The organism is Daejeonella sp., from assembly GCF_037719425.1.
In the GTDB taxonomy this organism is placed as follows: Bacteria; Bacteroidota; Bacteroidia; order Sphingobacteriales; family Sphingobacteriaceae; genus Daejeonella.
The window spans coordinates 1-22,052 of record NZ_JBBJNI010000021.1 but is presented as its reverse complement, the minus strand read 5'-3'; the positions used below and the strand labels follow the sequence as shown (position 1 = coordinate 22,052).

The 22,052-nt window shown below is 42.1% G+C and carries 18 protein-coding genes; 5 read left to right on the top strand and 13 right to left on the bottom strand.

What is annotated here, in order from left to right; translation table 11 throughout:
• The first annotated feature begins 29 nt into the window (after nucleotides 1-29).
• From WKF69_RS04695 to WKF69_RS04680, 4 genes are all read left to right on the top strand, one after another.
• A complete protein-coding gene (locus WKF69_RS04695) occupies nucleotides 30-404 on the top strand; it encodes a MobC family plasmid mobilization relaxosome protein (RefSeq protein ID WP_340379916.1) in 375 nt (124 codons plus the stop codon).
• Complete coding sequence (locus tag WKF69_RS04690) at nucleotides 388-1,290, top strand: relaxase/mobilization nuclease domain-containing protein (RefSeq protein WP_340379914.1); 903 nt, start codon at nucleotides 388-390, stop codon at nucleotides 1,288-1,290. Before WKF69_RS04695 ends, WKF69_RS04690 begins: the two co-directional genes overlap by 17 nt.
• A gap of 11 nt (nucleotides 1,291-1,301) precedes the next feature.
• Nucleotides 1,302-1,910, top strand: a complete 609-nt coding sequence (locus tag WKF69_RS04685) for a hypothetical protein (RefSeq protein WP_340379912.1) — start codon at nucleotides 1,302-1,304, stop codon at nucleotides 1,908-1,910.
• 296 nt (nucleotides 1,911-2,206) lie between these two features.
• The gene (locus WKF69_RS04680) at nucleotides 2,207-2,650 is read left to right on the top strand and encodes a hypothetical protein (RefSeq protein ID WP_340379910.1); all 444 of its coding nucleotides are present in this window, start codon (nucleotides 2,207-2,209) and stop codon (nucleotides 2,648-2,650) included.
• Between the two features lie 201 nt (nucleotides 2,651-2,851).
• On the opposite strand, the gene WKF69_RS04675 is transcribed toward WKF69_RS04680, so the two are convergent.
• The 13 genes from WKF69_RS04675 to WKF69_RS04615 all read right to left on the bottom strand — a co-directional run bounded on the left by WKF69_RS04675 (nucleotide 2,852) and on the right by WKF69_RS04615 (nucleotide 20,587).
• Nucleotides 2,852-3,790, bottom strand: a complete 939-nt coding sequence (locus WKF69_RS04675) for a glycerophosphodiester phosphodiesterase family protein (RefSeq protein ID WP_340379908.1) — start codon at nucleotides 3,788-3,790, stop codon at nucleotides 2,852-2,854.
• Between the two features lie 18 nt (nucleotides 3,791-3,808).
• On the bottom strand, nucleotides 3,809-4,408 hold the full coding sequence (locus WKF69_RS04670) for a histidine phosphatase family protein (protein WP_340379906.1): 600 nt from the start codon (nucleotides 4,406-4,408) through the stop codon (nucleotides 3,809-3,811).
• Nucleotides 4,401-5,897, bottom strand: a complete 1,497-nt coding sequence (locus WKF69_RS04665) for an FGGY-family carbohydrate kinase (protein WP_340379904.1) — start codon at nucleotides 5,895-5,897, stop codon at nucleotides 4,401-4,403. The genes WKF69_RS04670 and WKF69_RS04665 overlap by 8 nt, the downstream gene beginning before the upstream one ends.
• Nucleotides 5,855-7,303 carry an FGGY family carbohydrate kinase gene (locus WKF69_RS04660; protein ID WP_340379902.1) on the bottom strand — a complete coding sequence of 483 codons (1,449 nt, stop codon included), beginning with the start codon at nucleotides 7,301-7,303 and terminating at the stop codon, nucleotides 5,855-5,857. The genes WKF69_RS04665 and WKF69_RS04660 overlap by 43 nt, the downstream gene beginning before the upstream one ends.
• A gap of 79 nt (nucleotides 7,304-7,382) precedes the next feature.
• A complete protein-coding gene (locus WKF69_RS04655) occupies nucleotides 7,383-8,360 on the bottom strand; it encodes a 2-hydroxyacid dehydrogenase (RefSeq protein WP_340379900.1) in 978 nt (325 codons plus the stop codon).
• Between the two features lie 42 nt (nucleotides 8,361-8,402).
• Nucleotides 8,403-9,695: an MFS transporter gene (locus tag WKF69_RS04650; protein ID WP_340379898.1), complete on the bottom strand. Its 1,293-nt coding sequence runs from the start codon at nucleotides 9,693-9,695 to the stop codon at nucleotides 8,403-8,405.
• Nucleotides 9,696-9,800: 105 nt separating this feature from the next.
• Complete coding sequence (locus WKF69_RS04645; RefSeq protein ID WP_340379897.1) at nucleotides 9,801-10,724, bottom strand: endonuclease/exonuclease/phosphatase family protein; 924 nt, start codon at nucleotides 10,722-10,724, stop codon at nucleotides 9,801-9,803.
• Nucleotides 10,725-10,751: 27 nt separating this feature from the next.
• On the bottom strand, nucleotides 10,752-12,143 hold the full coding sequence (locus WKF69_RS04640) for an FAD-dependent oxidoreductase (protein ID WP_340379895.1): 1,392 nt from the start codon (nucleotides 12,141-12,143) through the stop codon (nucleotides 10,752-10,754).
• A gap of 82 nt (nucleotides 12,144-12,225) precedes the next feature.
• Complete coding sequence (locus WKF69_RS04635; RefSeq protein ID WP_340379893.1) at nucleotides 12,226-13,485, bottom strand: MFS transporter; 1,260 nt, start codon at nucleotides 13,483-13,485, stop codon at nucleotides 12,226-12,228.
• A gap of 123 nt (nucleotides 13,486-13,608) precedes the next feature.
• Nucleotides 13,609-15,282 carry a RagB/SusD family nutrient uptake outer membrane protein gene (locus tag WKF69_RS04630; RefSeq protein ID WP_340379891.1) on the bottom strand — a complete coding sequence of 558 codons (1,674 nt, stop codon included), beginning with the start codon at nucleotides 15,280-15,282 and terminating at the stop codon, nucleotides 13,609-13,611.
• A gap of 11 nt (nucleotides 15,283-15,293) precedes the next feature.
• Nucleotides 15,294-18,317, bottom strand: a complete 3,024-nt coding sequence (locus WKF69_RS04625) for a TonB-dependent receptor (RefSeq protein WP_340379889.1) — start codon at nucleotides 18,315-18,317, stop codon at nucleotides 15,294-15,296.
• Between the two features lie 13 nt (nucleotides 18,318-18,330).
• Nucleotides 18,331-19,182 carry an FKBP-type peptidyl-prolyl cis-trans isomerase gene (locus WKF69_RS04620; protein ID WP_340379887.1) on the bottom strand — a complete coding sequence of 284 codons (852 nt, stop codon included), beginning with the start codon at nucleotides 19,180-19,182 and terminating at the stop codon, nucleotides 18,331-18,333.
• A gap of 79 nt (nucleotides 19,183-19,261) precedes the next feature.
• Nucleotides 19,262-20,587 carry a metallophosphoesterase gene (locus tag WKF69_RS04615; RefSeq protein ID WP_340379885.1) on the bottom strand — a complete coding sequence of 442 codons (1,326 nt, stop codon included), beginning with the start codon at nucleotides 20,585-20,587 and terminating at the stop codon, nucleotides 19,262-19,264.
• Nucleotides 20,588-21,001: 414 nt separating this feature from the next.
• Between WKF69_RS04615 and WKF69_RS04610 the strand changes: the two genes are divergently transcribed.
• The gene (locus tag WKF69_RS04610; RefSeq protein WP_340379883.1) at nucleotides 21,002-21,769 is read left to right on the top strand and encodes a DeoR/GlpR family DNA-binding transcription regulator; all 768 of its coding nucleotides are present in this window, start codon (nucleotides 21,002-21,004) and stop codon (nucleotides 21,767-21,769) included.
• Nucleotides 21,770-22,052 lie beyond the last annotated feature (283 nt).

Sequence of the window (22,052 nt, the reverse complement as noted above, 5' to 3'; positions counted from 1 at the left end):
AAAAGGAGGAAAGACTTTGAAAATTGATTATGGAAGTAGCGGAAGAAAATCAGAAGAAACATAAAGGCGGCAGGCCATTAAAAAAGGTGAAACGAAGTAATGACATTAGGGTAAGGCTTACCAGTACCGAGCATTTTCTTATTAAGCAAAAAGCAAAGGAAGCCGGTATGCGGCTCAGCGAGTGGTTCCGGCAGGCAGCTAAACGAGCAAAAGTTATTTCCAGACTTTCTCCTGAAGACCTTCGCATTCTCCGAATGCTTGCTGGGATGGCGAATAACCTGAACCAAATTACTCATCTGGCTCATAGAGAAGGATTGCTTTCTGTGCAAAAGCGATGTAGGGAAATCCTTACCGAAATTGACGATACCCTAAAATGCCTGAATAGCGATGATCGGAAAAGTTAAAATCGGGAAAAATTTTGGAGGATGTATTCGCTATAACCTTGAGCGTGAGCAGGCAACAATCCTATATGCAAACGGGATCAGAACAGACAGCATAGGACATATTATTGATGACTTTAATATGCAGCGAAAAATGAACTCGGAACTTGGACAAGCCGTCGGGCATATCGTTTTGAGCTGGAGCGCCAAGGATAAAGACAAACTAACTCCTGCTATCATGACAGAGCATGCACAAGAATACCTGTATAAAATGAAAATTACCGACACCCAATGCCTGGTGGTTCAGCATCACGACCGTGAACATCCGCATATCCATATTGTCTATAACCGGGTAAATAATGACGCAAAAACCATTTCCGACCAGTATCAGCGGAAGCGAAACGTGGAAGTATGTAAACAGCTTACTCTAAAGCACGGCTATTATATGGCTAAGGGAAAAGCACACGTAAACAGGCAGCAGCTTACCGGAGCAGATAAGACTAAATACGAATTATACGATATTATCAAAGGAACAGTAATGCAGTCCAAAAACTGGAAAGAATTTGAAAGCCTACTGAAGCAACAAGGTATTGGACTGCAATACAAGTATAGAAGCGGAACAACGGAAATACAGGGAATTTCTTTCTGTAAAGGAGATTCAAAGTTTAAGGGTTCAGAGATTGACCGTAATTTAAGTTATAGCAAGCTTAACCTACAGATTGAGCTAAATCACCATCAGGAAAAAGCTGGGAAGCAGAAGATAGAAACACATGCAGAAGAAACCGCGGAGCATAATCCTACTAGTCAAACCATAAATATCATATCCGACCTGGTACAATCTTCTTCATACGAGGAAGCTGTTGATTCCCATTTTCTGAAACGAAAGAAAAAGACGCACCATATCTCTTAAAGATAATCATTATGGAAAATAACAATGAAGAGCGGTTGGAAGAACTGGAGGAAGTGGTTCAGACGGTAGTAACCAAAATACAGGAATTAGAAACAAAGAAGATTGAGGTTCCTGAAATTCATATTCCGGATTATACCAGTCAGCTTGAAACCATTAAAAATGAACTGGTGCGGGTGAATCATACTTACCCGGTTGGAAAAATTCAGCAACAAATTGCAATCCTCGAAGAGTTGATTGGCGGAATACCAGAGATTATCCAGATTCGCCATCATCATCATTTCCAGGATAAATCTAAAGGACTCTTTATTGGGGCAATCATTCTTGTTTTAGTTAGTGCAATTTCAGTTGGTGTAGCTATAAGTATGTGGAACGATAACGGACGTATGAATGAGAATTCTGTTAAGTTTCGGATGATCAGACAACAATACGCTAATGTTGCTTACTGGGCTGATACAGCGTACCATCATTACCCGGATGCAATGAAAAAGCTTACAGAGAGATTAGAAGCAGAACAATTGGCAACGGCACAGGCAGAAGCTGCGGCTAAAGAAAAAGTGAAAGATGCTGAAGAAAGAAAGGAGAAATTGAATCAGCTTCAGAAGAAGTTGAAGAGTAAATAGGTAAATAGTTCATTTTACCATGGATGTAATTATATTAACGCATTGACGGTATTTCTGATCTTCCACAAAGAAAAATCCATTTCCGAGATCAGTAATGAGGATGTGATCCTCTTCACTAATAATTACCTCTTAAAAAATGGGCTATCTGCATCCTATCAAAATCAGGTGGTGAATGCTATTAAATTATTTTTAAGACACAGACCCAGAACCGTATCGACCCGGATTTAGTTGACCGGATTAAAAGGGCCAGTGTATTACCCAATGTATTAAGCAAGGAGGAAGTAAAGGCTGATACTGTGGCTTACAGAAAAATGAGTGCAGAGCAGTCACAGATACCACGATCTGTGGCATCGGGAGAACTTACAGCCGCCGAGAAGGCAGAGCATGGTGGAAAATTCTTATATGAGCTTTCATTCAGTAATAAAGGTGGTTTAGTAATGCCAATCATCGTTGAATTTACATTTAAGGATGGCAATAAACAAACAGACAGGACCCCGGCTCAAATCTGGAGGTTAAATGAGAAAAATGCCTCTAAATTTTATATCCATGAAAAGGAGGTTGCTTCAATCAAATTAGACCCTTTGAAAGAAACAGCCGATATTGATGAAACGAATAATTATTGGGGAAGAATTCCGGAACCAACAAGGTTTCAATTGTTTAAGCAGGGTATAGGCAGAGGAACTGCCCGGGGACAGTCGGCAGGGGTAAACCCGATGCAGGTGCTTGGGGGAACAAAATAAATGTTTCGTCAATCTAAGGCTGATAAAGAAGAAAGTAGCATAGCCAATCAGGTCGAATAGTTTTCGTATCGTTCCTGAAAATGGGATTTTACCATTTGCAGTTCATCTTTAGACATATATCCACAATGCGCAATTATATTACGGATTCTATACATGTCTTCAATTTTATAATGAGTTCTTGTGGTAGACTTATTCCATTAGCTATTTCGTTTTTAAGACCGCGTGATATTTTTGCTTAGGGCTTTTCTTAGTGCTTAAGGTTTTGATAGCCATTCCTACTTCTACAGGAAGATCAGATTCCAGAATATCAGCTCCCTGCCTGAACGTATCACGGTAATTTACGGCACGCTCATTAGCTTCAGTAAGCTTCTCATAAGAAGGCGCAGCGGATATCATACACATAACGCCGCGGGAATGCAGCAAATCAAGCAGCTCTTTATTTTCAGGCTTATTCTTCGGGCCTATATAGGCTATCATATTAGTCCATGGAATCCCCGCCTTTTCATAGTTATCAAAAGCTTTTCTTGTGAGAATATGTGCTGAGAACATTGCTTCAGGATTATTTTTCAGATAAAACTTGGCTTGTTCGGGACTATGAATCGTGAGCATGATCACCTCATTTCCTACTTCATTGATTATCTTTTCAGTCATTTCCAGCGGCACATCCTTATGATCGAGGTTCAGTACCGCTTTACCTTTGCTCCATTTGATCACATCCGTAAGAAGGGGAATTGGATAGGGTGTTACATTGCCCTCGGGGTCTTTCAACCGAAATTTCTGTAATTCGGCGTAGGTATAGTCTGAAACTTTTCCGGTTCCGTTTGTAGTACGCTCAAGTGTTGCATCATGCATCAGCACAACACAACCATCTTTCGTAAGTCGGGGATCAATTTCAAAAAAAGCGGGTGTATATTTCAGCGTGTTCTCCAGCGTTGGGATGCAGTTTTCCGGGTATCCTTTGGTAGTCCCGCCACGATGTCCGCTTATGATCGGGAGATCGTTGCCTGTATATCTAAAATAATCGATTAACTGTTTACTGTTTTTAATTTTGAGAATATTTAACGTTTTCGTCTGAGATGACAGGCTGACTGGGGAAATCAAAACCAGGCCGCAGACAATTAACTTCAAAACAGTTTTCATAAGATTCATTTGATTGTTCTACACAATTGCATTGAGTTTCATCAGCGAAAATTCACCCTGTTCATCCAGGCTAAAAAGCGTAAGCGATGAGTTCTCCTGGACTATTCTGCGATAATACTTTAACGGCATTCCTAATTTATACGCCATATACAAGCGGTTAATGCCGTTGTGGCCAACGACCATAATAGTTCCTGAAGGGTGCTTTTCGTACATGTCCTTATAAAAAGCATCTACCCTCTTCACAACATCATCAGCACGTTCACCCGTTCGGCCGGCGCGGGAATTGGCGGGGTCAAGCATCCATGATTCCCATATTTTTAAATCCTCTGCTATAAACTCTTCTTTTGTTTTTCCTTCCCATGCCCCAAAGTCGACTTCTATGAGCCGCTCATCAGTTTGAACATCGTCACTGCCGGAAGCTACTTGTGCCGTGATCTTAGCTCGCTGAAGCGGAGATGAATATATGGCATCCATATCGAGCCCCTTTAACTGTTTGTGAACTGTCTCAGCTTGCTTTAAACCTTTTTCGGTGAGATTAATATCCGTCCGGCCGCAATAACGGTTGCCGTCTGCATTGTACTGCGTCTCTCCATGACGCAGCAGATAAACTTTAAGCATCAAATTCCTCCTTTATATACCCCTTTTGTTTCATGATGTCCAGGAATCTAAGGTAGTTATCATTGTACTTCCGCGCTAAGTTATTCTCCGGTCGTACTTCCTTATCGATTGTCGTTAATTCTTTTACAGCATCAGCCAGGCCGCTATACGATGTATTTGACGCAGCCAGAATAGCAGCACCTACTGCACCGGAAACATATTTCATCTTGTAAACCGGCTTATTCATAACGTTCGCCCGTATGGTAAGCCAAACATCGCTATTGCTACCGCCGCCTGCAGTATAGACAGCATTGACCTTCTCATTTGACAAGTGCTCAATAAGCTCATAGGCATATCTCTCAAGATATGCTACTCCCTCCATATTGGCAGTAAACCGTTCGGCTTCTGAAAGTCCCGCAGGTTCAAACCCCCTGGCCTCCGGACAAACAATTGGGAACCGTTCGCCTTGCTGACGTAAGGGGAAAGATATATTATCAGAGGGAATTAATCTGGACGCCTGTAGGGTAAGCTCTGCGAGATTATCGCCAAAGTCAGTACTAACCCAATCAGCTCCGGTATTGCTGGCACCACCGGGCATCCAGTAACCAGCCGGGTGGCGATGGCTATAGATCCGGCCATACGGATCGATCACTTCTTTTTCCGTCACCCCTTTTATTACCATGGTTGTCCCGATTGTAGTATTCCAGTCGCCGGGGTTAATAGCCCCGGAAGCGATCTGTGAAGCACACCCATCAGTAATTCCTACAGCAACTTGTATGCTTTCGGGAAGGCCTGTTTCTTTTGACGTGCCTGCCGAAATCGATCCGATAATAGTTCCGGAGGGCAAAACCTCAGGCAGCCATTCCTGTTTTAATGGGAGCTCTTCATATAAATAAGCCGGCCATTTATAGCTACTCACATCAAACCCTGATTTAAAGGCATTGGTATAATCAGTAACACCCCAGCGATTGCTTAACATCCCGGTGATGTAATCGGCCGCATGGACCCATCGTGCAATCCTAACGGCCTTGTCAGGGAATGTATCCCCAAACCAAAGCATTTTGGCCAGGCCGCTTGAGAAGTTGAAACTGGTATAACCGTTACTATGATATTTCCGGGCGGCTTCAGTAGCTGTTTTAGCCTGCGCACCAGAACGCTGGTCGCTGTACATGATCGCATTGTGAAGCGGCTTGTTATTCCTATCCAGAGGAATTACAGTTCCGGAAGTTGAGGTGACTGCAATTGCTTTTATTTCATTAATGTCTATTAGATCTCTGCTTTTCGAAACCAGGCTGATCAATGACTTAACGCATATATCCCACCAAAACTCCGGCGATTGCTCTTCGCGGGAGCTGTCATCGAGAGGAAAAACATTCTCCTCAGATTGAACTATCCCACCAGAATAATCCAGAAGAACTATCCTTGCACCCTGCGTCCCTATATCAATCCCAATAAAATATGCCCCCATCAACTGAATATCTCCTTGAACGATGAGCGTGTCTTTTTCCAATCGTTGTATAACGAGGTATAATGCAGTACTTGCTGCGGGACTACTTCCTCCAATGTAACAGCTTCCATTTGCTTCTTTCCTAAAGCAGTATTGCAGATCACCACTCCTCCTATCACGGATGACTGGCGATACGAGTTCCTGATCCGGATCTTTTTATTCAGAAGGTTTGCGATAAACTGTCGCAGGGTATCGCTTTCTACTCCGCCACCACATGCCCAGATATAATCCTGTTCATGTTTGGTAACGTCGCACAAGCTTTTATAATTTTCGAAGATGCTGCAGGCAATATCCCACAAGGTTGCCCAAACAAAGCTTCCGCGTGTCAGCTGGTGTGATACCGGGGCATCGAATACAAAACCGCCTTTGGTAAGGGGTGATTTTTCATCAGCAAGCAGCGACCCAAGTGAAGCGACACATTGGAAGGTTTCAATTTCCGACAGTTCCTTTTCGATGACCTGATATTCTTCATTCGGATAAAAGATCTCCTTCAAGCGCTGGTAGTTCAATCCGGTTACACCGGCATTGGCTTCGAACATGAAGCTGTTCTCATCTACGTGCCGGCTTGTCCACGTGCGTTCCTTTTTATCGGTTATATAAGAATCTGTTAGTTTAATAATTGGGGTCGTTGTACCCGAAACGATAACTACATCATTAACCTCGGGCTGTGTGCTGATGATTGCTAACTGCGTATCTGCGCCGCCCACGATGATCTGAGCGTCGGGAGAAATACCAAAGTTCTTTGCCTGCTCACCGGATATTACACCAAGAATAGTTCCCGATGCTGTAAGTTCCGGCAATATCTGAGGATCTATATTGAAAACCGCACAAAGATCTTTAGACCATGTCTTGGCCTCAACGTCATAAAGAAGGGTTTCCGAAGCCTGTGAGTGTTCATAATGGATCACTTTGCTCAGCATATACTCCACCCAATCGCTGATGCTCATGAATGTAGAAAAGTCCTGCCATACATCTGGGCGCCGTTCCCGGATACCAACGATCTTCATGGCGGAAAAAAGAGAGGAAGGATAACGCCCGGTCAGGCTGTACACATAACTCTTGTCTTTAATAATGTTTTCCCATTCCCGTCCCCGGTGATCGATATTCGGGAGGCCGATCTGCGAGTTTCCATTATTGTCGACCAGGACTATGCCCTCACGCTGGCTTGTCGCCGTTAAGGCTATAACATTTATGTTTCCCGCCTCTTTTAGTGCAACCCGGGCAAGCCTGCTGATCTGATCCCAAAGCTGCGCAGGATCAAAATAGAGCGCCTCTGGATATTGTTCGTCCTTGTGATACTGGATATTTTCCCGCTGAATTCCGAGTATATCTCCATCAGTGGATGAAACTGCAACGCGAACGTTTCCTGTTCCGATATCAATTACAATATATGCTTTCTCTAAACTCATTATTATTTGTCTTTTTGCCGCGCTGCTCTCGCAATGACAGCTTGCGCCTTGGCTCTGGGTTCTTGGTTCCTGATTCTTTTTAAACACTAATCTTCTGTTTCATCCCATTCCTGGCTACTGACCATTGCATGATCCTGTCGTTCATAATGTTCACATGATGGTCTTCAACTTCATGAGTTGCGCCAGCCGTATGAGGAGTCGCCAGAACATTCGGAAGACGTATCAACTCGTAATCTGACGCGTCAGGCGGTTCTGAATTGAATACGTCAAGGACTGCTCCACGGATCTTATTGTTTACCAGGGCAAAAAGCAGATCATCATGGTTGACAACGATCGCCCGGGCTGTGTTAACAAAAATAGCATCAGGTTTCATTTTGGATATCAGACTTTTATCGATCATTCCAATTGTCTCCTTGTTGACGGGCAGATGAATGGACACAATATCACAGTCTGAAAATACCTCTTCAAGTGAAGCCCTGATATAATCCGCATTTGTACTCTTCAGGTAAGGATCGTAAAATTTTATCTTACATGGGAAACATTTTACCATTTCAGCAATACGCTGCCCTACCGCACCGAATCCAACCATCCCGACAGTTTTGCCTGCCAGTTCGTTTCCTTTGAATTGAAGATAAGAAGTGTGAGCGCCGTCCCCCCAATTTTCTCCGGTAAGCCACTCGGTGCTTGGAATAGTGTTACGCATCAGGTTGATGACATTTGCGATAAACATCTCCGCAACTGCCTGTGCGTTTCTTGCGGGGGTGTGCAAAACCGGAATTCCTTTTTCTTTTGCCGCGTCAAGATCCACATTAGACGGAGTGCCTCTGCAAACGCCGATAAACTGCAGATTGGGATATATATTTATAACTTTAGCAGTAACATGATCATGCTCGGTGATCAAAGCGTCCGCTTTTGTATCCTGTAATAACTTCACTAACTCGTCTTCGTTAAACGCTCTTCCATTATCCTTCCACGGCTTATACACTACCTCGCCATAAGCGGCAGATAGCCTTTCCCGTCCTTGTTCGTTATATGGGGCTGTAATCAATATCCTCATAGGTTCCTCTTATATCTCTGTTTGTATTCTATTTTTTATTCGTCAGGCAACAACAGGCGTTAACTCCTGCTTTCCCTTGGCCGAATGAGCCGTCTTTGCATTATCTGGTAAACTGATGTATTTTGTTAGAATAGCGCTTATCAGGTAAAGTCCGGCCAGTATCCACACTACACCTTCATTCCCTACGCTGCCGATAAATAATCCAACTATGGCCGGGCCTGCAAATACCGCAAGGCCGGCTCCCAGATTTAAAACGGCCATCGCTGCGCCCTTATCTTTTTTCACGAGCGAAGGAACGAGGGCTGATAATGGCACATAACCCGCCAGTAATGCTCCCCAAAGAACTCCGCTAAACATGACCATCCAGTAGCTGCCATCGAATAATACGGGTGAATAATAAAAAAGAAGAGTGGTTATTGCGCAACCAACTCCTCCAAACCACATCACTGTATTTTTCCATCCAAAGCCATCACCAACAAATCCAAAAATCAGATTGAATGCTATGTTCGCTGTGAAGATTGTACCCCAGATCTGAAGCCACTCTGTTGTAGAGAATCCATGCTGAGCCATATAAATTGGGATGAATACGGGGAATGCAAACTGGGCCGTGGTATTTATCACGCGCACTATTCCGCCGATAAGAACTTTAGGTTCCTCCTTCATTATAGTAAGGCCTTTCATTAATTCTTCAGATTTGCTGACACCTTCTTTGATTGCGCTTGTTTGAAATTTATCCCTGTTAAGGACCAGGGCAAAAAAAGCACCGACCAATACCCAGAATATGGAACTCCAGAGTGTGTCTATATATCCCAGGTTCTCGATCGCCCAACTGGAATAATAGGCCCCGAATACATTTAATCCACCTGTAAATACAAACCAAAACCAGCCGACGGCTGTGCCCAGTTTCTTTTGCGGGCTTCTGTAGGTGATCCATACAAGGAACGAATACGCAAATAATGGATAGCCGAATCCACGGATAGCATAGGTTAACAACATAACCGGAAAATTCAGTTCCGGCATTCCGTAACCAACGAAACCTACCGTACCGAGGATATACAGAATGATACCCATCAACATGGTTCGTTTTGGGCCATACCCTTCGGCGAGGACTCCTGAAAACCAGGAAGAAATAGCAATTGTAACCCCATACACTGTAAACAGGGAGGCCGATTGTTGAATGGTCATTCCACGTCCTATGAGGTAAGGGCTTAGCCAGCCTTGTTCGACACCATCCCCCATCATAAAGATTAGGATGCCGAGATACCCCCAGGCCAGGTGTTTAGGAATGCCTGCCTTGTCGAGGAAATTGTCTCCAGCATTAGATTGTGCCTTCATTTATTAATTATTTTAAATTTGATAGTATTCCAAGCTATATAATGTCGTCAGCAGTCTCAAACTCCAGCCTGACTAACAGATATTTTAAAGATCTATTCATGCTTATCAAAAACTCAGATCTGCTGATACGAAATAATGGTCGCTCGGATACTTTCCCTTGAGACTGTCCTTAATAATTTTGGATGCAAGGGCTTTCACATTTCCTTTTGAGAAAATAAAGTCAATTTTGCGGTTCGATCTTGCAAAAGCTTCCCCTTCAAATCCGTGACCGGTAAATCCAGGATCCTTGTCACCGTGAACGGCTGCATAGGAATCCTGCCAGCCATCTTTCTTAAGCATTGCGCCTACGGCGTTAGCTACCCCGGCATTAAAATCACCCGTAAGGATCTGAATAAAATCTTCCGGGTATTGCGCGCACTCCTTCAAAATAGCCTCAATTTGTTTTTCACGCGCGGCCTGAGTTATATGGTCCAGGTGAGTATTAACTACACGGAACTCTACCCCGGTTTTACGATCCTTAAGCCTTAAATAATTCGCATGACGGGCACGTGCTGTTTCCCAGGCCATGCTTCCGCCGATGTTAGGCTCGTTTGAGAGCCAATAGGTCCCCGCGCCATTGAGTTCATATCGAGACTTTCTAAACATGATGGGGTTCTTGGCTATACCGTGATATCCTGTTTGGTGCGCGTCCATTTCCGGCCCGTCGAATCCAAGCAGCATAAAGTCAGGAAAAGCTTTTTTCAAGTCTTCGGCCTGCACTTTTAAAACTTCTTGCAAACCAATAATGTCAGCTTTTTGTGCTTTTAGCACCTTAATACAGAAGTCTTTCCGGTCATTCCATCCCAATCCTTTGGCATCGTCTTCTGCCAGCGCCACTCGAATATTAGCGGTAACAACTTTATGATTTGACGCGCCTGCCGGGGATGTAATGCCTCCAGCATAAACAGATTGTGCCAGCCATGGTGTTGACGCAGCAAGCCCCAGCCCTTTTACAAAGGTTCTTCTCGATAAATTTAATTTTTCAGGCATTTGGTTGTTGGTTATTGGTTGTTAGACCTACACGGTTTGCAAAGGATTGAGATATGCCCCTGCTTCCCCAAGTTCTGTTCTTAGTTTATTAACGTCAATATCTGCAGGCGCTATACCTTCTCTTACCGCCATTTTAGCAGCACGGCCCGCGGCCTCGCCCATAGCCATACAAGGGGCCATCACGCGGATAGCCGACATTGCTTCGTGGGTTGTCGAAATAGATCGGCCAGCAACTAACAGGTTCTTAACTTTCAATGGTACAAGAGAGCGGTATGGAATATCGTAACAGTCGCCACACCACGTTAGCGTACAGCCACCACCTGTAGGATGATGAATGTCTAAAGGATAACTTGCTACAGCTATTGCATCATCAAACCGGGCGCAGCTAAGAATATCCTCCTGTGTCATCACATATTTTCCTACTATCCTTCTGGTTTCACGGATACCCACAAAAGGGGCCATCTTCGTGAAAATTGCATTTTCGAATCCGGGGACATATTCTATCAAATATTTCTGAATCTTTTTTACTTGCTCTCGGCCCTCTATCTCCCCATGGGACAGGCTTGCCGGATCAGTACCATCAACCCCGCTTATACGACTCATATTAACCCACACATCTCCTTTTCTCAAACCTGTGATAAGTATGGTACGTTCTACCGGAAGGTCGAGGCCATCCTCCCTTGCCTTCTCCATAAGGCTTCTTAAGCCAACCACAATGAACTGGTGATTTTGACCGAAGTATTCAGCCGGAATGAAATCAGTCAGATAGGTTCTTGGCTCTTCGGCGATGCTCCTACGAAGCTTATCGGTATCAACATTACCAAGACAGAACATCAATGTTGGAGGCTGCATACCACCTGTGGCGTTACCTTTCTCGGTAGGCACTCCAGCACGGAAAGCGACATCCGCATCGCCACTGCAATCTATGATTACTTTAGCAAGAATTGCTTCACGCCCTGATTTGCTTTCTATAATAACCCCTTTGAGAGTATCCCCTTCCATCACCACATCAGAAAAGTGGGTATAAAGAAGTATCTCCACGCCGCTTTCGGTCAGCATTTCAAGAGCTACATTTTTCACAGCCTCCTGTTCAACTAGTGTTAGGCTCATGTGTAGCGGGCATGGCCGATGCTCACTTGCGGCATCCTGCGCAGCCAAACGCTTGATAAATTTATCAGGCAAACCTTTGATGATCTGGTTACCCTTTTGGCCAAGAAAGCCAAGAATTGGAAGCCCTATGGTAAGATTACCGCCTAAAAAGCTTCTACTGTCAATCAAAGCTACTTTCAAGCCATCTTCTGCGGCGGCCTGGGCTGCGATAATACCTGAAGGGCCTCCGCCTACTACCAAAACATCTACATTTAATCTAACCAGCACTACTCTCGCCGGTTCACTCACGGTTAATCTATTATTTTCCATTTATAGAATATTACTCTTATACTAATCTTCAACAATTGTCAATTCTCCATTTTGTCCATCTCCGAACTGTACGCCAAGACTGTCAACCATCAACTGTCAACTGTTCACTCTTCCCAGGTTTCTCCTGCTTAACCATAGTCCATAAAACAAGCACAGCCAATGGATGGAGAAAGGCCATAACAATAAATATTTTTTCAGCACCCAGGGTTCCCATGAACTGGCCAACAAAATAGTTGAACAGGACGGCACCAAGAGCACCGAAGCCACCGGCAATACCCAAAACACTCGCAGCATTTTTTACCGGAAACGATTCAGCAATTACCACACTTACTGTAAATAGCCAACTAAGGCAAGCTATTGCAACGACACTGAATATAAATATCGTCATCGCAGCATTTGGCAGATAGGGAGTAAGCACACATAATGGAGCAAGAACAGCAACACTGCTCAACATGATTTTCCGGGCTTTCAGAGGATCGTATCCTTTTCTCACCAGTGAGTCTGACCACGCAGATGTCCCGATAGCGCCAAGGTCGGCTACCAAAAAAGGAATCCAGCCAAACATACCCATTTGAACCAGAGTCAAACCCGATTCCTCCTGCAGATAACCTGGAAGCCAGAATAAACAAAAATACCAAACAGGATCGCTGACGAATCGAATCAATAATATTCCCCACAAACTACGTCGGGTCCATAATTGTCCCCAAGTGAAGGCTTGCGTTTCGTTAATATTTTCTACACCTGCACTTTCCATTGTTATCGACTCTGGCGGATCACGATAAACCAGAATCCATAACAAGGCAATTAAAACACCAACAACGCCAGCTACAATAAAAACCGTTTGCCAATTATATGATATCGCAAGCCATGCTACTAAGGGAGGTGCTATGATGGCGCCAATGGAGCTTCCCGCAACGCAAAGGCTGTTTGCAGTTGCACGCATCTTACCCGGAAACCAAATAGTAACAACACGAAGCTGTGCTGGAAAATTAGTCGGCTCAGCCATACCCAGCATACCCCTGAAAAATGTGAACTGACCGAAGGTTCGGGAGATGCCGCCGCCGATACTTGCGACGGACCAGGCTATAATTCCCCAAAACATCGTCAATTTCGCACCAAAACGGTCTACTAGCCAACCGGTTACAGGATACATTAATGCATAACATATCGTAAAAATGTTCAGGATGATGGCATAACCTTTGTCATCCAGATCAAACTCTTTTTTAAGAATTGGTTTAAGAATTGAGACAATTTGCCTGTCAAAATAATTAAAGACAATCGCTAAAAAGATTATACTTACTATAAACCACCTTCGACGTTCAGGAATAAGGAATGAACCCATATTTAAATTTTTCTTTTAACACTCACTCCCTTATAGCTACAATCAACTTCACATTTAATGCAATTTAGATCATACTCAGAAATCGGTATCAAGATTCAAGAGTGTGATTTACTTAATAGGTTATTACCAGTTTGGATTTTGCACAAGTGCTTTATTCGCTGCTATCTCAACATTTGGTATAGGCCACAGATAATCACGGTCTTTATTGAATTTTCGGGTTTCGATTAGCCTCATCTGCGATCCATTAATAACGCCAGTGTAGACCGGATAACCGTCTGCATCAAATGTTGGTGCATTTGCAAGGAATTCTCTTTTTATCTTTCCTAACACAGGCTTGTTCATCAACCTTTCTGCAGTTTTCCATCTTCTAATATCGAATAAACGAAGCCCCTCCATTGCGAGTTCATAATTACGCTCCTGTCGTACTATCTGACGCATTTCGGCTTGGGTTTTACCGGTTGTGATTACGGGCATTAGAACAGTCGGTCGACGACGTACTTGGTTAATAGCGTCGTATGTAGTAGCGTCTAATTGGTTTAATTCAATCTTGGACTCAGCATAGATCAAAAGAATTTCCGCATATCTTAATAAACTGTGATTTAGCTCCGATTGCTTATTATCCGACATATCAATAATATCGCAATATTTTTTGTAAAGATATCCACTGTAGGTTGCAAACGCATTTGTTGCATCCGTGTTTGCTACTCTTTTGGCAGGGGTAAAATTATAGTTCCAAACTTGTAAACTATCTGGATGTACTTCAAACTGAATATTAAACAATCTAGATCCGGGCACCGTGATGGTAAAGGTAAGACGAGGATCTCGGTTCGCGAAGGGTTTTTTCGGATCATACAATGGAGATTTATCAATAGTTAAACCGTCAACTGCCTGATACTGATCAACCATAGTTTGAGGAGGTATTTCGTTGGATACCCCCCCAGCCATGCGCGATGTCAGAAAATTCGGAGTTGCATGGATAATCACACCTTTTTGGAATTGAAGAGCAAACATATGTTCAGTAGCCTTTTCTCCCGCAAACATGAACAAATCTGGAAAATTAGGATAAAGCGTATGGTACTTAAGGTCCATTACTTCTTTTGCAGCTGTAGCAGCCACATCCCATCTTTCATTGTATAGAGCAGCTCTTGCTTTGAATCCAAGTGCTGCTCCCTTAGATGCACGGCCCGTATTTCCACTATAATTGAGTGGGAGATCAACTGCCGCTTCTGTGAGCTCTTTAATAATGAAATCAACTACGTCCTTCTTAGAACTCTTTGGTATCTGCGACTCCTCCAGTGTGAGCATTTTAGTAACCAGAGGAACGCCTCCAAAAAGCTCCACCAGATAATGATAACTAATTGCGCGTATAAAACGCGCTTCTGCTTTTGACTGAGCGTACACTGTAGGTGGAACACTTGCCTTTAACTTGTCTATATTATCAAGCAGGAAATTACACCTGTTAATGGCCTGGTAAAATTCTCTCCAACAAGTAAGGATAGCATCATTATTACTTGCGTGATCGCCCTTACCGATATCCTGAAGGTCACCTGCACTTCTATTCCATTCTATATCAGTTACCACATCCATAATCACCGGCCAGGGTCTCTGAGATTTCGAATTAAAATTAAGGGCTTTGTAGCAACCCATTAAACCTAACATTAATTCATCTTGATTTGAATAAAACGATGAAGAGGATGGACCTGACAGTGGAATTTTTTCCAAGTAGTCTTCTTTGCAGGATGGCACAATAAATAGCAAGGCTAAAAAGAGTACCGAATATTTACTAAATCTGAACATGTCTTTATCAATTAAAAATTAGCATCTAAACCAAATGAATAAACTTTTACCTGAGGATATTCGCTTCCTCTTCCAATTGGAGCCTCTACATCATACCCATCCCAGAAGTTATCCATTGTGAACAAGTTCGCGCCATTTACGTATAGACGGGCACCTTTCAGTTTAACCTTGTTGACAAAGCTTGCAGGCAATTGATAACCTAACTGAATGTTTTTTAAGCGGAGGTACGATGCATCTTTTACCCAAAAGGTTGAGATTTGCTGATTATTTGAATCACTCCACGCCAGCCTAGGGAAAGCGGCATTGGTATTCGTCGGGGTCCAAGAGTTTTTATGTTGTTCCTGAACAGTTCCTCCATTCCAAAACGGCATGATTCCTTGCTGGTAGAGTAATCCGTTAGCTTTACCTACTCCCTGAAGGAAGACACCCAGGCTTAAGCCCTTCCATGATGTATTAATGTTTGCACTGTACGTATATCTGGGAATCGGGCTGCCAATAGGCAGATAATCATTATCATTGATCTTGCCGTCGCCGTTCTGGTCTTTAAACCTGATATCGCCAGCCTTTACCGTACCGAATTGGGTTGGAGCTGCTTTTGCTTCTGCATCCGACTGGAAAAATCCTAAAGCCTCAAGACCGTAAAACGAGTTGATCGCATAGCCTTCCTGATTTATCTGAGGCAGCGAAGCACTTATACTTTTAATTCCTTTTAGGTCAATTATCTTGTTCTTTACATCAGACAGATTTAAATTCACATGATAATTAAAATCTCTAACCTTATTTCTGTATCCCATACTCAGTTCCCATCCTTTATTTTCAACTATCCCAGCATTTTGATACGGCGGCGCCAATCCAATCGACATAGGAACGGTAAGCTGAAGCAGGATATCCCTGGTCTTTCTGGTAAATAATTCTGCAGTAAGTGTTAGATTATTGAACAAGGTCATGTCAAGCCCCACATTCGTCATTTCAGTGGTTTCCCACGTAATATCTTCGTTTGCCATAGTATTAAGAGCCGCAATATTGACGATCTGCTTATTCATGGTGTAAGATCCTGAACTTACTGTAGTAGTAAAAGGATAGGTTCCTATATCTTGATTACCTAGTTGGCCCCATGAACCACGGAACTTCATTTCGTTTATCACATTTTTTATCCCTGCCATGAATTTCTCTTCAGAGACCCGCCATCCGGCAGATACGGAAGGGAAAAATCCATATTTATTTCCCTTCGCAAAACGTGACGAACCATCATAACGACCATTTACCTCTAACAAATACTTGGATTTGAAATCATAGTTGAAACGTCCAAAGAATGATTGTAAAGCCCATTCGGAAGCGGTACCATTATTTTGCTGTGTACTTGATGAGCCGGTATTGAGTATAGGGTATTGAGGGAGGATGAAATTTTCGCGATAGGCTCCAAATGCATCATTCTGAAAATCTTCCCTCGAGGCCCCCGCTAATAATTTCAGATTATGAGAACCTACTATTTTTGAAGCTGTTGCAGTTGCTCTAAAGTTGTTATAAAGAGACTTACTGCTATTCTGGGTTAAATCTGCTAGAGCGGGCGATTTAAATGCAACTGTTCCGTTAGCGTTATAGGTAGTCATGGACGTTACGAAAAAATTATCAAATGAACCAGCAAGCTTAGGGGCAGCAGTAACTTCCGCATTAAGCCAGCTAGTAGGACTATAACTTAAGGTCGCATTTAAAAGTGCATATGGATTATTTGATTTTCTCACACCGCCAATCTGAGTCTGAGCTATTGGATTTACTCCGTTCCATCCTTCTCCATAATTCCCATTGCTAAATAATCCTGGCTGATTTGCCGGAATACGATTCATCCAGTGAAATATTGAGCTTGTCCCCGGCCCGGGTTGCCTGGTCGTGGATGTCAATAACTGGAGGTCAACTTTCATACTCAACTTTGCAGAGAACCTGATATCGGCATTATTTCTTAATGTCAGCCGTTTAAAATCCGTGTTCTCCAGTATTCCCTTCTGATCAAGGTACCCGAATGACGTCAGAAAACGGACTTTATCGCCACCTCCATTTACAGACAGAAAATGGCTTTGCATAAATCCTGATCCCTGTAAAACCAGTTTTTGCCAGTCTGTGTCCGGATACTGATCCGGATTAGCTGCACCTTGTGTCTTATAGTTATTAATAAGGGTTGCAGAATATAATGGCGGTAAACCTGCACTCACATATGCCTGATTGGTCATCTCCACGTGATCTACCGCATTCACCATATCCGGAAGATTTGTAGGATCCTGCTTACCTATATACGTGTTATAGTTTATGCCAATCTGGTTACTTTTAGCACGTTTTGTAGTTACAAGGATAACCCCATTACCAGCGCGGGAACCATATATTGCTGACGAGGCAGCATCCTTTAGCACAGAAATGCTTTCGATCAGACTCGGGTCAATGCTGTTTATTGAACCTTCAATTCCATCAATTAAAACAAGAGGGTTTGAAGAGCTTAAAGTACCTATACCCCTGATCCGAATAGTACCGTCATCATTACCCGGCCGGCCTGAATTCTGCACCACTGTAACCCCCGCTGCCAAACCTTGCAGTGCAGCAGATGTTTGGCCAACAGGACGCATAGTTAACTGCTCTGAGTTGATACTTGAAACAGATCCGGTTAGGTTAACCTTCTTCTGGGTACCGAAACCCACAACAACTACCTCATTCAGTGTTCTATTTTCTGCCGAAAGTGTAACAATAAGCGACTTTCTACCCTCAAGTGCTACTCCTTTAGTAGCATAGCCTATATACGAAAAGATTAACGTCTCGTTGAAATTGTTAACCGTTAAAGTAAATCTGCCATTGACGTCTGTAATAGTAGTTTGTCTACTTTCTTCACTCTTTATACTGACACCCGGAAGCGTTTCGCCTGTAACATCTTTTACAGTACCGTTAACTGTTAGATCTTGCGCATAACCCACGCTTTGGAAGATAAATAGCGTCAGTGCTAACAGGTAATGCCATTTACCTTTAAAATTTGGATGTAAAAATTTAACTTTCATAATCAATGGTTTATTATTTAGTTTTATTATTCACTATCATAAAATCGCAAATCAAGGGCGTGTAAGGAGACATTTTATCATTATCTCCTACTGCACTATAGGCTAATTTTGATGGGATGATAACTTTAGTTTTTATCCCTTTTGGAGTAATAGTAAGAGCTTCTTTTAACCCTGGAATGTGTGCCTGCTCTGGTTTTATTTTTTCATATTTTCTCAAAAACAACTTTCCGTCTAAAGATGTAAACGCATAACTTACATACAGCTCTTTTCCTGAATTATTAACAGTTTTTAAATCAGAAGGATACAATAACCCTGTTGAAGTTTTTGTATATTTTAGTTTTTTAGCTGTTAGATATCTCTCAATTTTTTCCGGTTCGGCAGTTTTACGCTTTAGTATCTCTTCATTTTTATATTCGTATAAACTTGTTAAAAAAGTGCTATCCCCTTTTCCATTCTGGTTAATCACTTTATGTATTCTCACCTTATATGTCATGTATTTTGAGCTGTCTTTAGCTAGAATTGGTGTAGGGTTAAGAAGCTTAATCGAGTCGAGGCTCACTTTGACTACAGCGCTATCGCCCTCGCTTAGGTATTGGAATGCATCTTGAAAATCACCTTCGAACTGAGGTGTTGTTGCGTACACTTCGAGCGGTATGGGATCAAAAATTCCTGTTTCCGAGAGTACTTTTCCATTGTCAGTAGCCTCTGAATAGGTCAAAAAAACTACCGCGATTTTTCCTATTGTCGGTGTATTCTTACCATCGACAATCTTATAAAGTAATATGCCGTTCCCCTTCTGATATTCAGAACAAGCACCAAAAAAAAGTGTAATCAATCCTAAAAAACATGTAACGATTTTTTTCATCCAATTCACTTTAAGGACCATTTCAATTTAGAGAAGACTATCTCAACTGAAAATTGAGATAGCCTCGCCCAAACTTATTTTAATTATACATGCTTACTGTAAACTTACTATCAGCATCTAGTTCTTCGCCATTAGTACCCGGTAAAGGTTGGATGCTACGGATTTCAATTGTACCCGTCGTTTTATTAAACTTCAAAATTCTCATATAACCGTTTCCGCCATATGAGCGCCCCTGATAGTCTGATACAAAAGCTTTAACAACATGGCCATTTTGCGTTTCAACCCTATATCCTTCACCTGTAATATGACCGCCAAGCATCATAAATACATTTTGATTTGGTTTGGCAATGAGATCATAAAGCTTCTGCCCTTGAGTTGTAAAATTTCCATAAGAGTTATCAGGTGCTTGTCCGCTAATGGTTCTATGCTTACTATTGTGAATAGCGTTCGTACCATCATCTGGAAGGAGTTTATGAGGGCTAAGCACGCTGTGACTTACAATAATTACTTTCCGATCTGAGTTCGCCTGAATAATTGTATTTGCCCATGCTGTTACATTAGACTCAATAGTAGAGCTATAGGGTGAAACAGAACTAGAGTTGGGGCAATCTGGCGGATAATCGCTATTGGTTAGGCTACCCTGTTCGTTATACTCAATGTACATTACTAAATACTTCTGGCCAAAAACTGTAAAAAGATCATAATGGTTATCATTATTATTAGAGCCTACAGTAGTATAATTTGCGCCATACCAAGCTTTTCGAGGCTGTGGCGTACTGTAGTATGGAGCAGTCCCCTCGAAACGGTCTTTTCCAAACCGTGTACCATAACCATTATTGGTTGCACCTGAACCTGGATCGCCATTACACCATTGATCATGGTTACCAACCGCAAGCCCATATGGCATATTTGCATCGTGCAATCTAGATATCTGATTGTTTGCATTGGTCCACTGGAAATCATAACCAGATCTATCCCCCTCGTCAGTGATATCACCCAAATGCGCTACATATTGTATGTTGAGCGATGTTCTATTATCCAAAATCCAATCTATCTGATTGGTAAACATTTGCATGGTTCCGTTGTGTGAACCTCCGGGGTCAGTGTAGTATTGCGTATCGGGCAATATGGCCATATACCAAGTTTCGTCAGCACTTGTTTTACTGGAAGATGTTTTAACTGAAGCCGCTTCCTGATCACTTTGAGAGGTTTCATTAGCCTTTTTACAACCAAGCGAAAGTACCAGTAACATTGTAACCGTAAACCCTTTTGCTAAAAAAGAGAGTGTTTTTTTGAACCATAGATAATTACAACCATTTTTCGTTTTTAAAATTTTCATTTTATTGGTTTTTTTAAATTTCCTCACTTTATTCGGGGTTTGGTTTTCCCTATCTTGTTCGTACAAGCAAAGTTTATTTAGTTGGCCTAGAAGAAATGAACCTAATAGGATTGAAAACCTAAAATCCAAAAAAGCAATTAGGAATCAATTTGAAATTATAATATTTCGATGTCAAGAGAAACTTAATTAAACAATGTGAAACAAAACTTCTTAATACCAAACTTATAAATAAAATTTAATTAAATAAAATAAAACAAAATAAAATATTTTTAAAGAGTTTTTAAAGGTATTTAAACACATTTAAATATATTCTATTCAAATTCAATCGACCTAATTCGCTGCGCCATCGTATAAATTCATAGTTAATTTGACATTTTAGGCATTTTTAAAGATGTATTAAAAAGTGGCTAACCATGTTATGGTTACTACTTCATTTTAATTAGTTATAATTGCTTTAAATACCCTGAATAGATAAAGCAAATGAGAAATATTACTGAACGACATCAGTTGATATTAAAAAAATTACAGGAAGATGGGCAGGTGAACATCCAGGACCTTAGTGATCTTATGGAGGTTTCGGGAGTAACTATACGCAAAGATCTCAAACTTCTTGAAGATAAAAACCTTCTATTCCGCACGAGAGGTGGGGGCTCAATTACCAACCCATATACGGTCGAAAGGCCCATAAATGAAAAAGAACTAATTAAACGGGAAGAGAAGCAAAAAATCGCTAGCGCTGCAATAGCATTAATTGATCAAAATGACTCAATTATTATTGGATCTGGCACAACTGTTTTTGAACTGGCGAGATGCCTGCATCCTACGAAACACCTTACTGTTATAACACCCGCCGTTAAAGTTACCATGGAGTTATGTAACCGTCCCAATGTTGATGTTTTGCAACTAGGAGGTTTAACACGACCTAACTCTTCTTCAGTAACAGGCTCTCATGCTGAACGGATATTAGAGGATATTTCCTGTGGGATCCTTTTTCTTGGCATTGATGGGATTGATCTTGAATTCGGCCTTTCCATTACCAATCTTACAGAAGCAAGTTTAAATCAAAAGATGATAGAATCGGCTCAGGTGATCGCCATCCTTGCTGATAGCTCAAAATTTGGAAGACGCGGTCTCGGCAAAGTTTGCAACCTGGATCAGGTTCAATATATAATCACTGATAAGGGTGTACTGCCCGCAACTGTGAGACAGTTGGAAGAAAAGGGAATTCAGGTGATCATTGCGGACTGAGATGGCCGGTGGTCGGAAGCCTGAGCTTTTTATTCCGACCTATCTATTAGATATTCCGACGAAAGTACTATAACATTAACAGCATTTAGCTGGCAAAAAAAAGAAGGGCATTTGCGATGTATCTGCGACGTAAAGGTTTGTGTCGGAATCGTGGCGTACTATGGAGCGGAATATCCAGGTGAAAAGCGTTGCCTAAATATTTTCTCAGCGAACTATTTTAGTCGTAGAAAAAATATACTCATGCAAATCAACCAGGAATTACACTCATCCATGTCGCGCCACG

Coding starts and splice junctions, on each gene's coding strand:
- WKF69_RS04695 (WP_340379916.1), top strand. CDS start 30: ATGGAAGTAGCGGAAGAAAATCAGAAGAAACATAAAGGCGGCAGGCCA.
- WKF69_RS04690 (WP_340379914.1), top strand. CDS start 388: ATGATCGGAAAAGTTAAAATCGGGAAAAATTTTGGAGGATGTATTCGC.
- WKF69_RS04685 (WP_340379912.1), top strand. CDS start 1,302: ATGGAAAATAACAATGAAGAGCGGTTGGAAGAACTGGAGGAAGTGGTT.
- WKF69_RS04675 (WP_340379908.1), bottom strand. CDS start 3,790: ATGAAAACTGTTTTGAAGTTAATTGTCTGCGGCCTGGTTTTGATTTCC.
- WKF69_RS04670 (WP_340379906.1), bottom strand. CDS start 4,408: ATGCTTAAAGTTTATCTGCTGCGTCATGGAGAGACGCAGTACAATGCA.
- WKF69_RS04660 (WP_340379902.1), bottom strand. CDS start 7,303: ATGAGTTTAGAGAAAGCATATATTGTAATTGATATCGGAACAGGAAAC.
- WKF69_RS04655 (WP_340379900.1), bottom strand. CDS start 8,360: ATGAGGATATTGATTACAGCCCCATATAACGAACAAGGACGGGAAAGG.
- WKF69_RS04650 (WP_340379898.1), bottom strand. CDS start 9,695: ATGAAGGCACAATCTAATGCTGGAGACAATTTCCTCGACAAGGCAGGC.
- WKF69_RS04645 (WP_340379897.1), bottom strand. CDS start 10,724: ATGCCTGAAAAATTAAATTTATCGAGAAGAACCTTTGTAAAAGGGCTG.
- WKF69_RS04640 (WP_340379895.1), bottom strand. CDS start 12,143: ATGGAAAATAATAGATTAACCGTGAGTGAACCGGCGAGAGTAGTGCTG.
- WKF69_RS04635 (WP_340379893.1), bottom strand. CDS start 13,485: ATGGGTTCATTCCTTATTCCTGAACGTCGAAGGTGGTTTATAGTAAGT.
- WKF69_RS04630 (WP_340379891.1), bottom strand. CDS start 15,282: ATGTTCAGATTTAGTAAATATTCGGTACTCTTTTTAGCCTTGCTATTT.
- WKF69_RS04625 (WP_340379889.1), bottom strand. CDS start 18,317: ATGAAAGTTAAATTTTTACATCCAAATTTTAAAGGTAAATGGCATTAC.
- WKF69_RS04620 (WP_340379887.1), bottom strand. CDS start 19,182: ATGAAAAAAATCGTTACATGTTTTTTAGGATTGATTACACTTTTTTTT.
- WKF69_RS04610 (WP_340379883.1), top strand. CDS start 21,002: ATGAGAAATATTACTGAACGACATCAGTTGATATTAAAAAAATTACAG.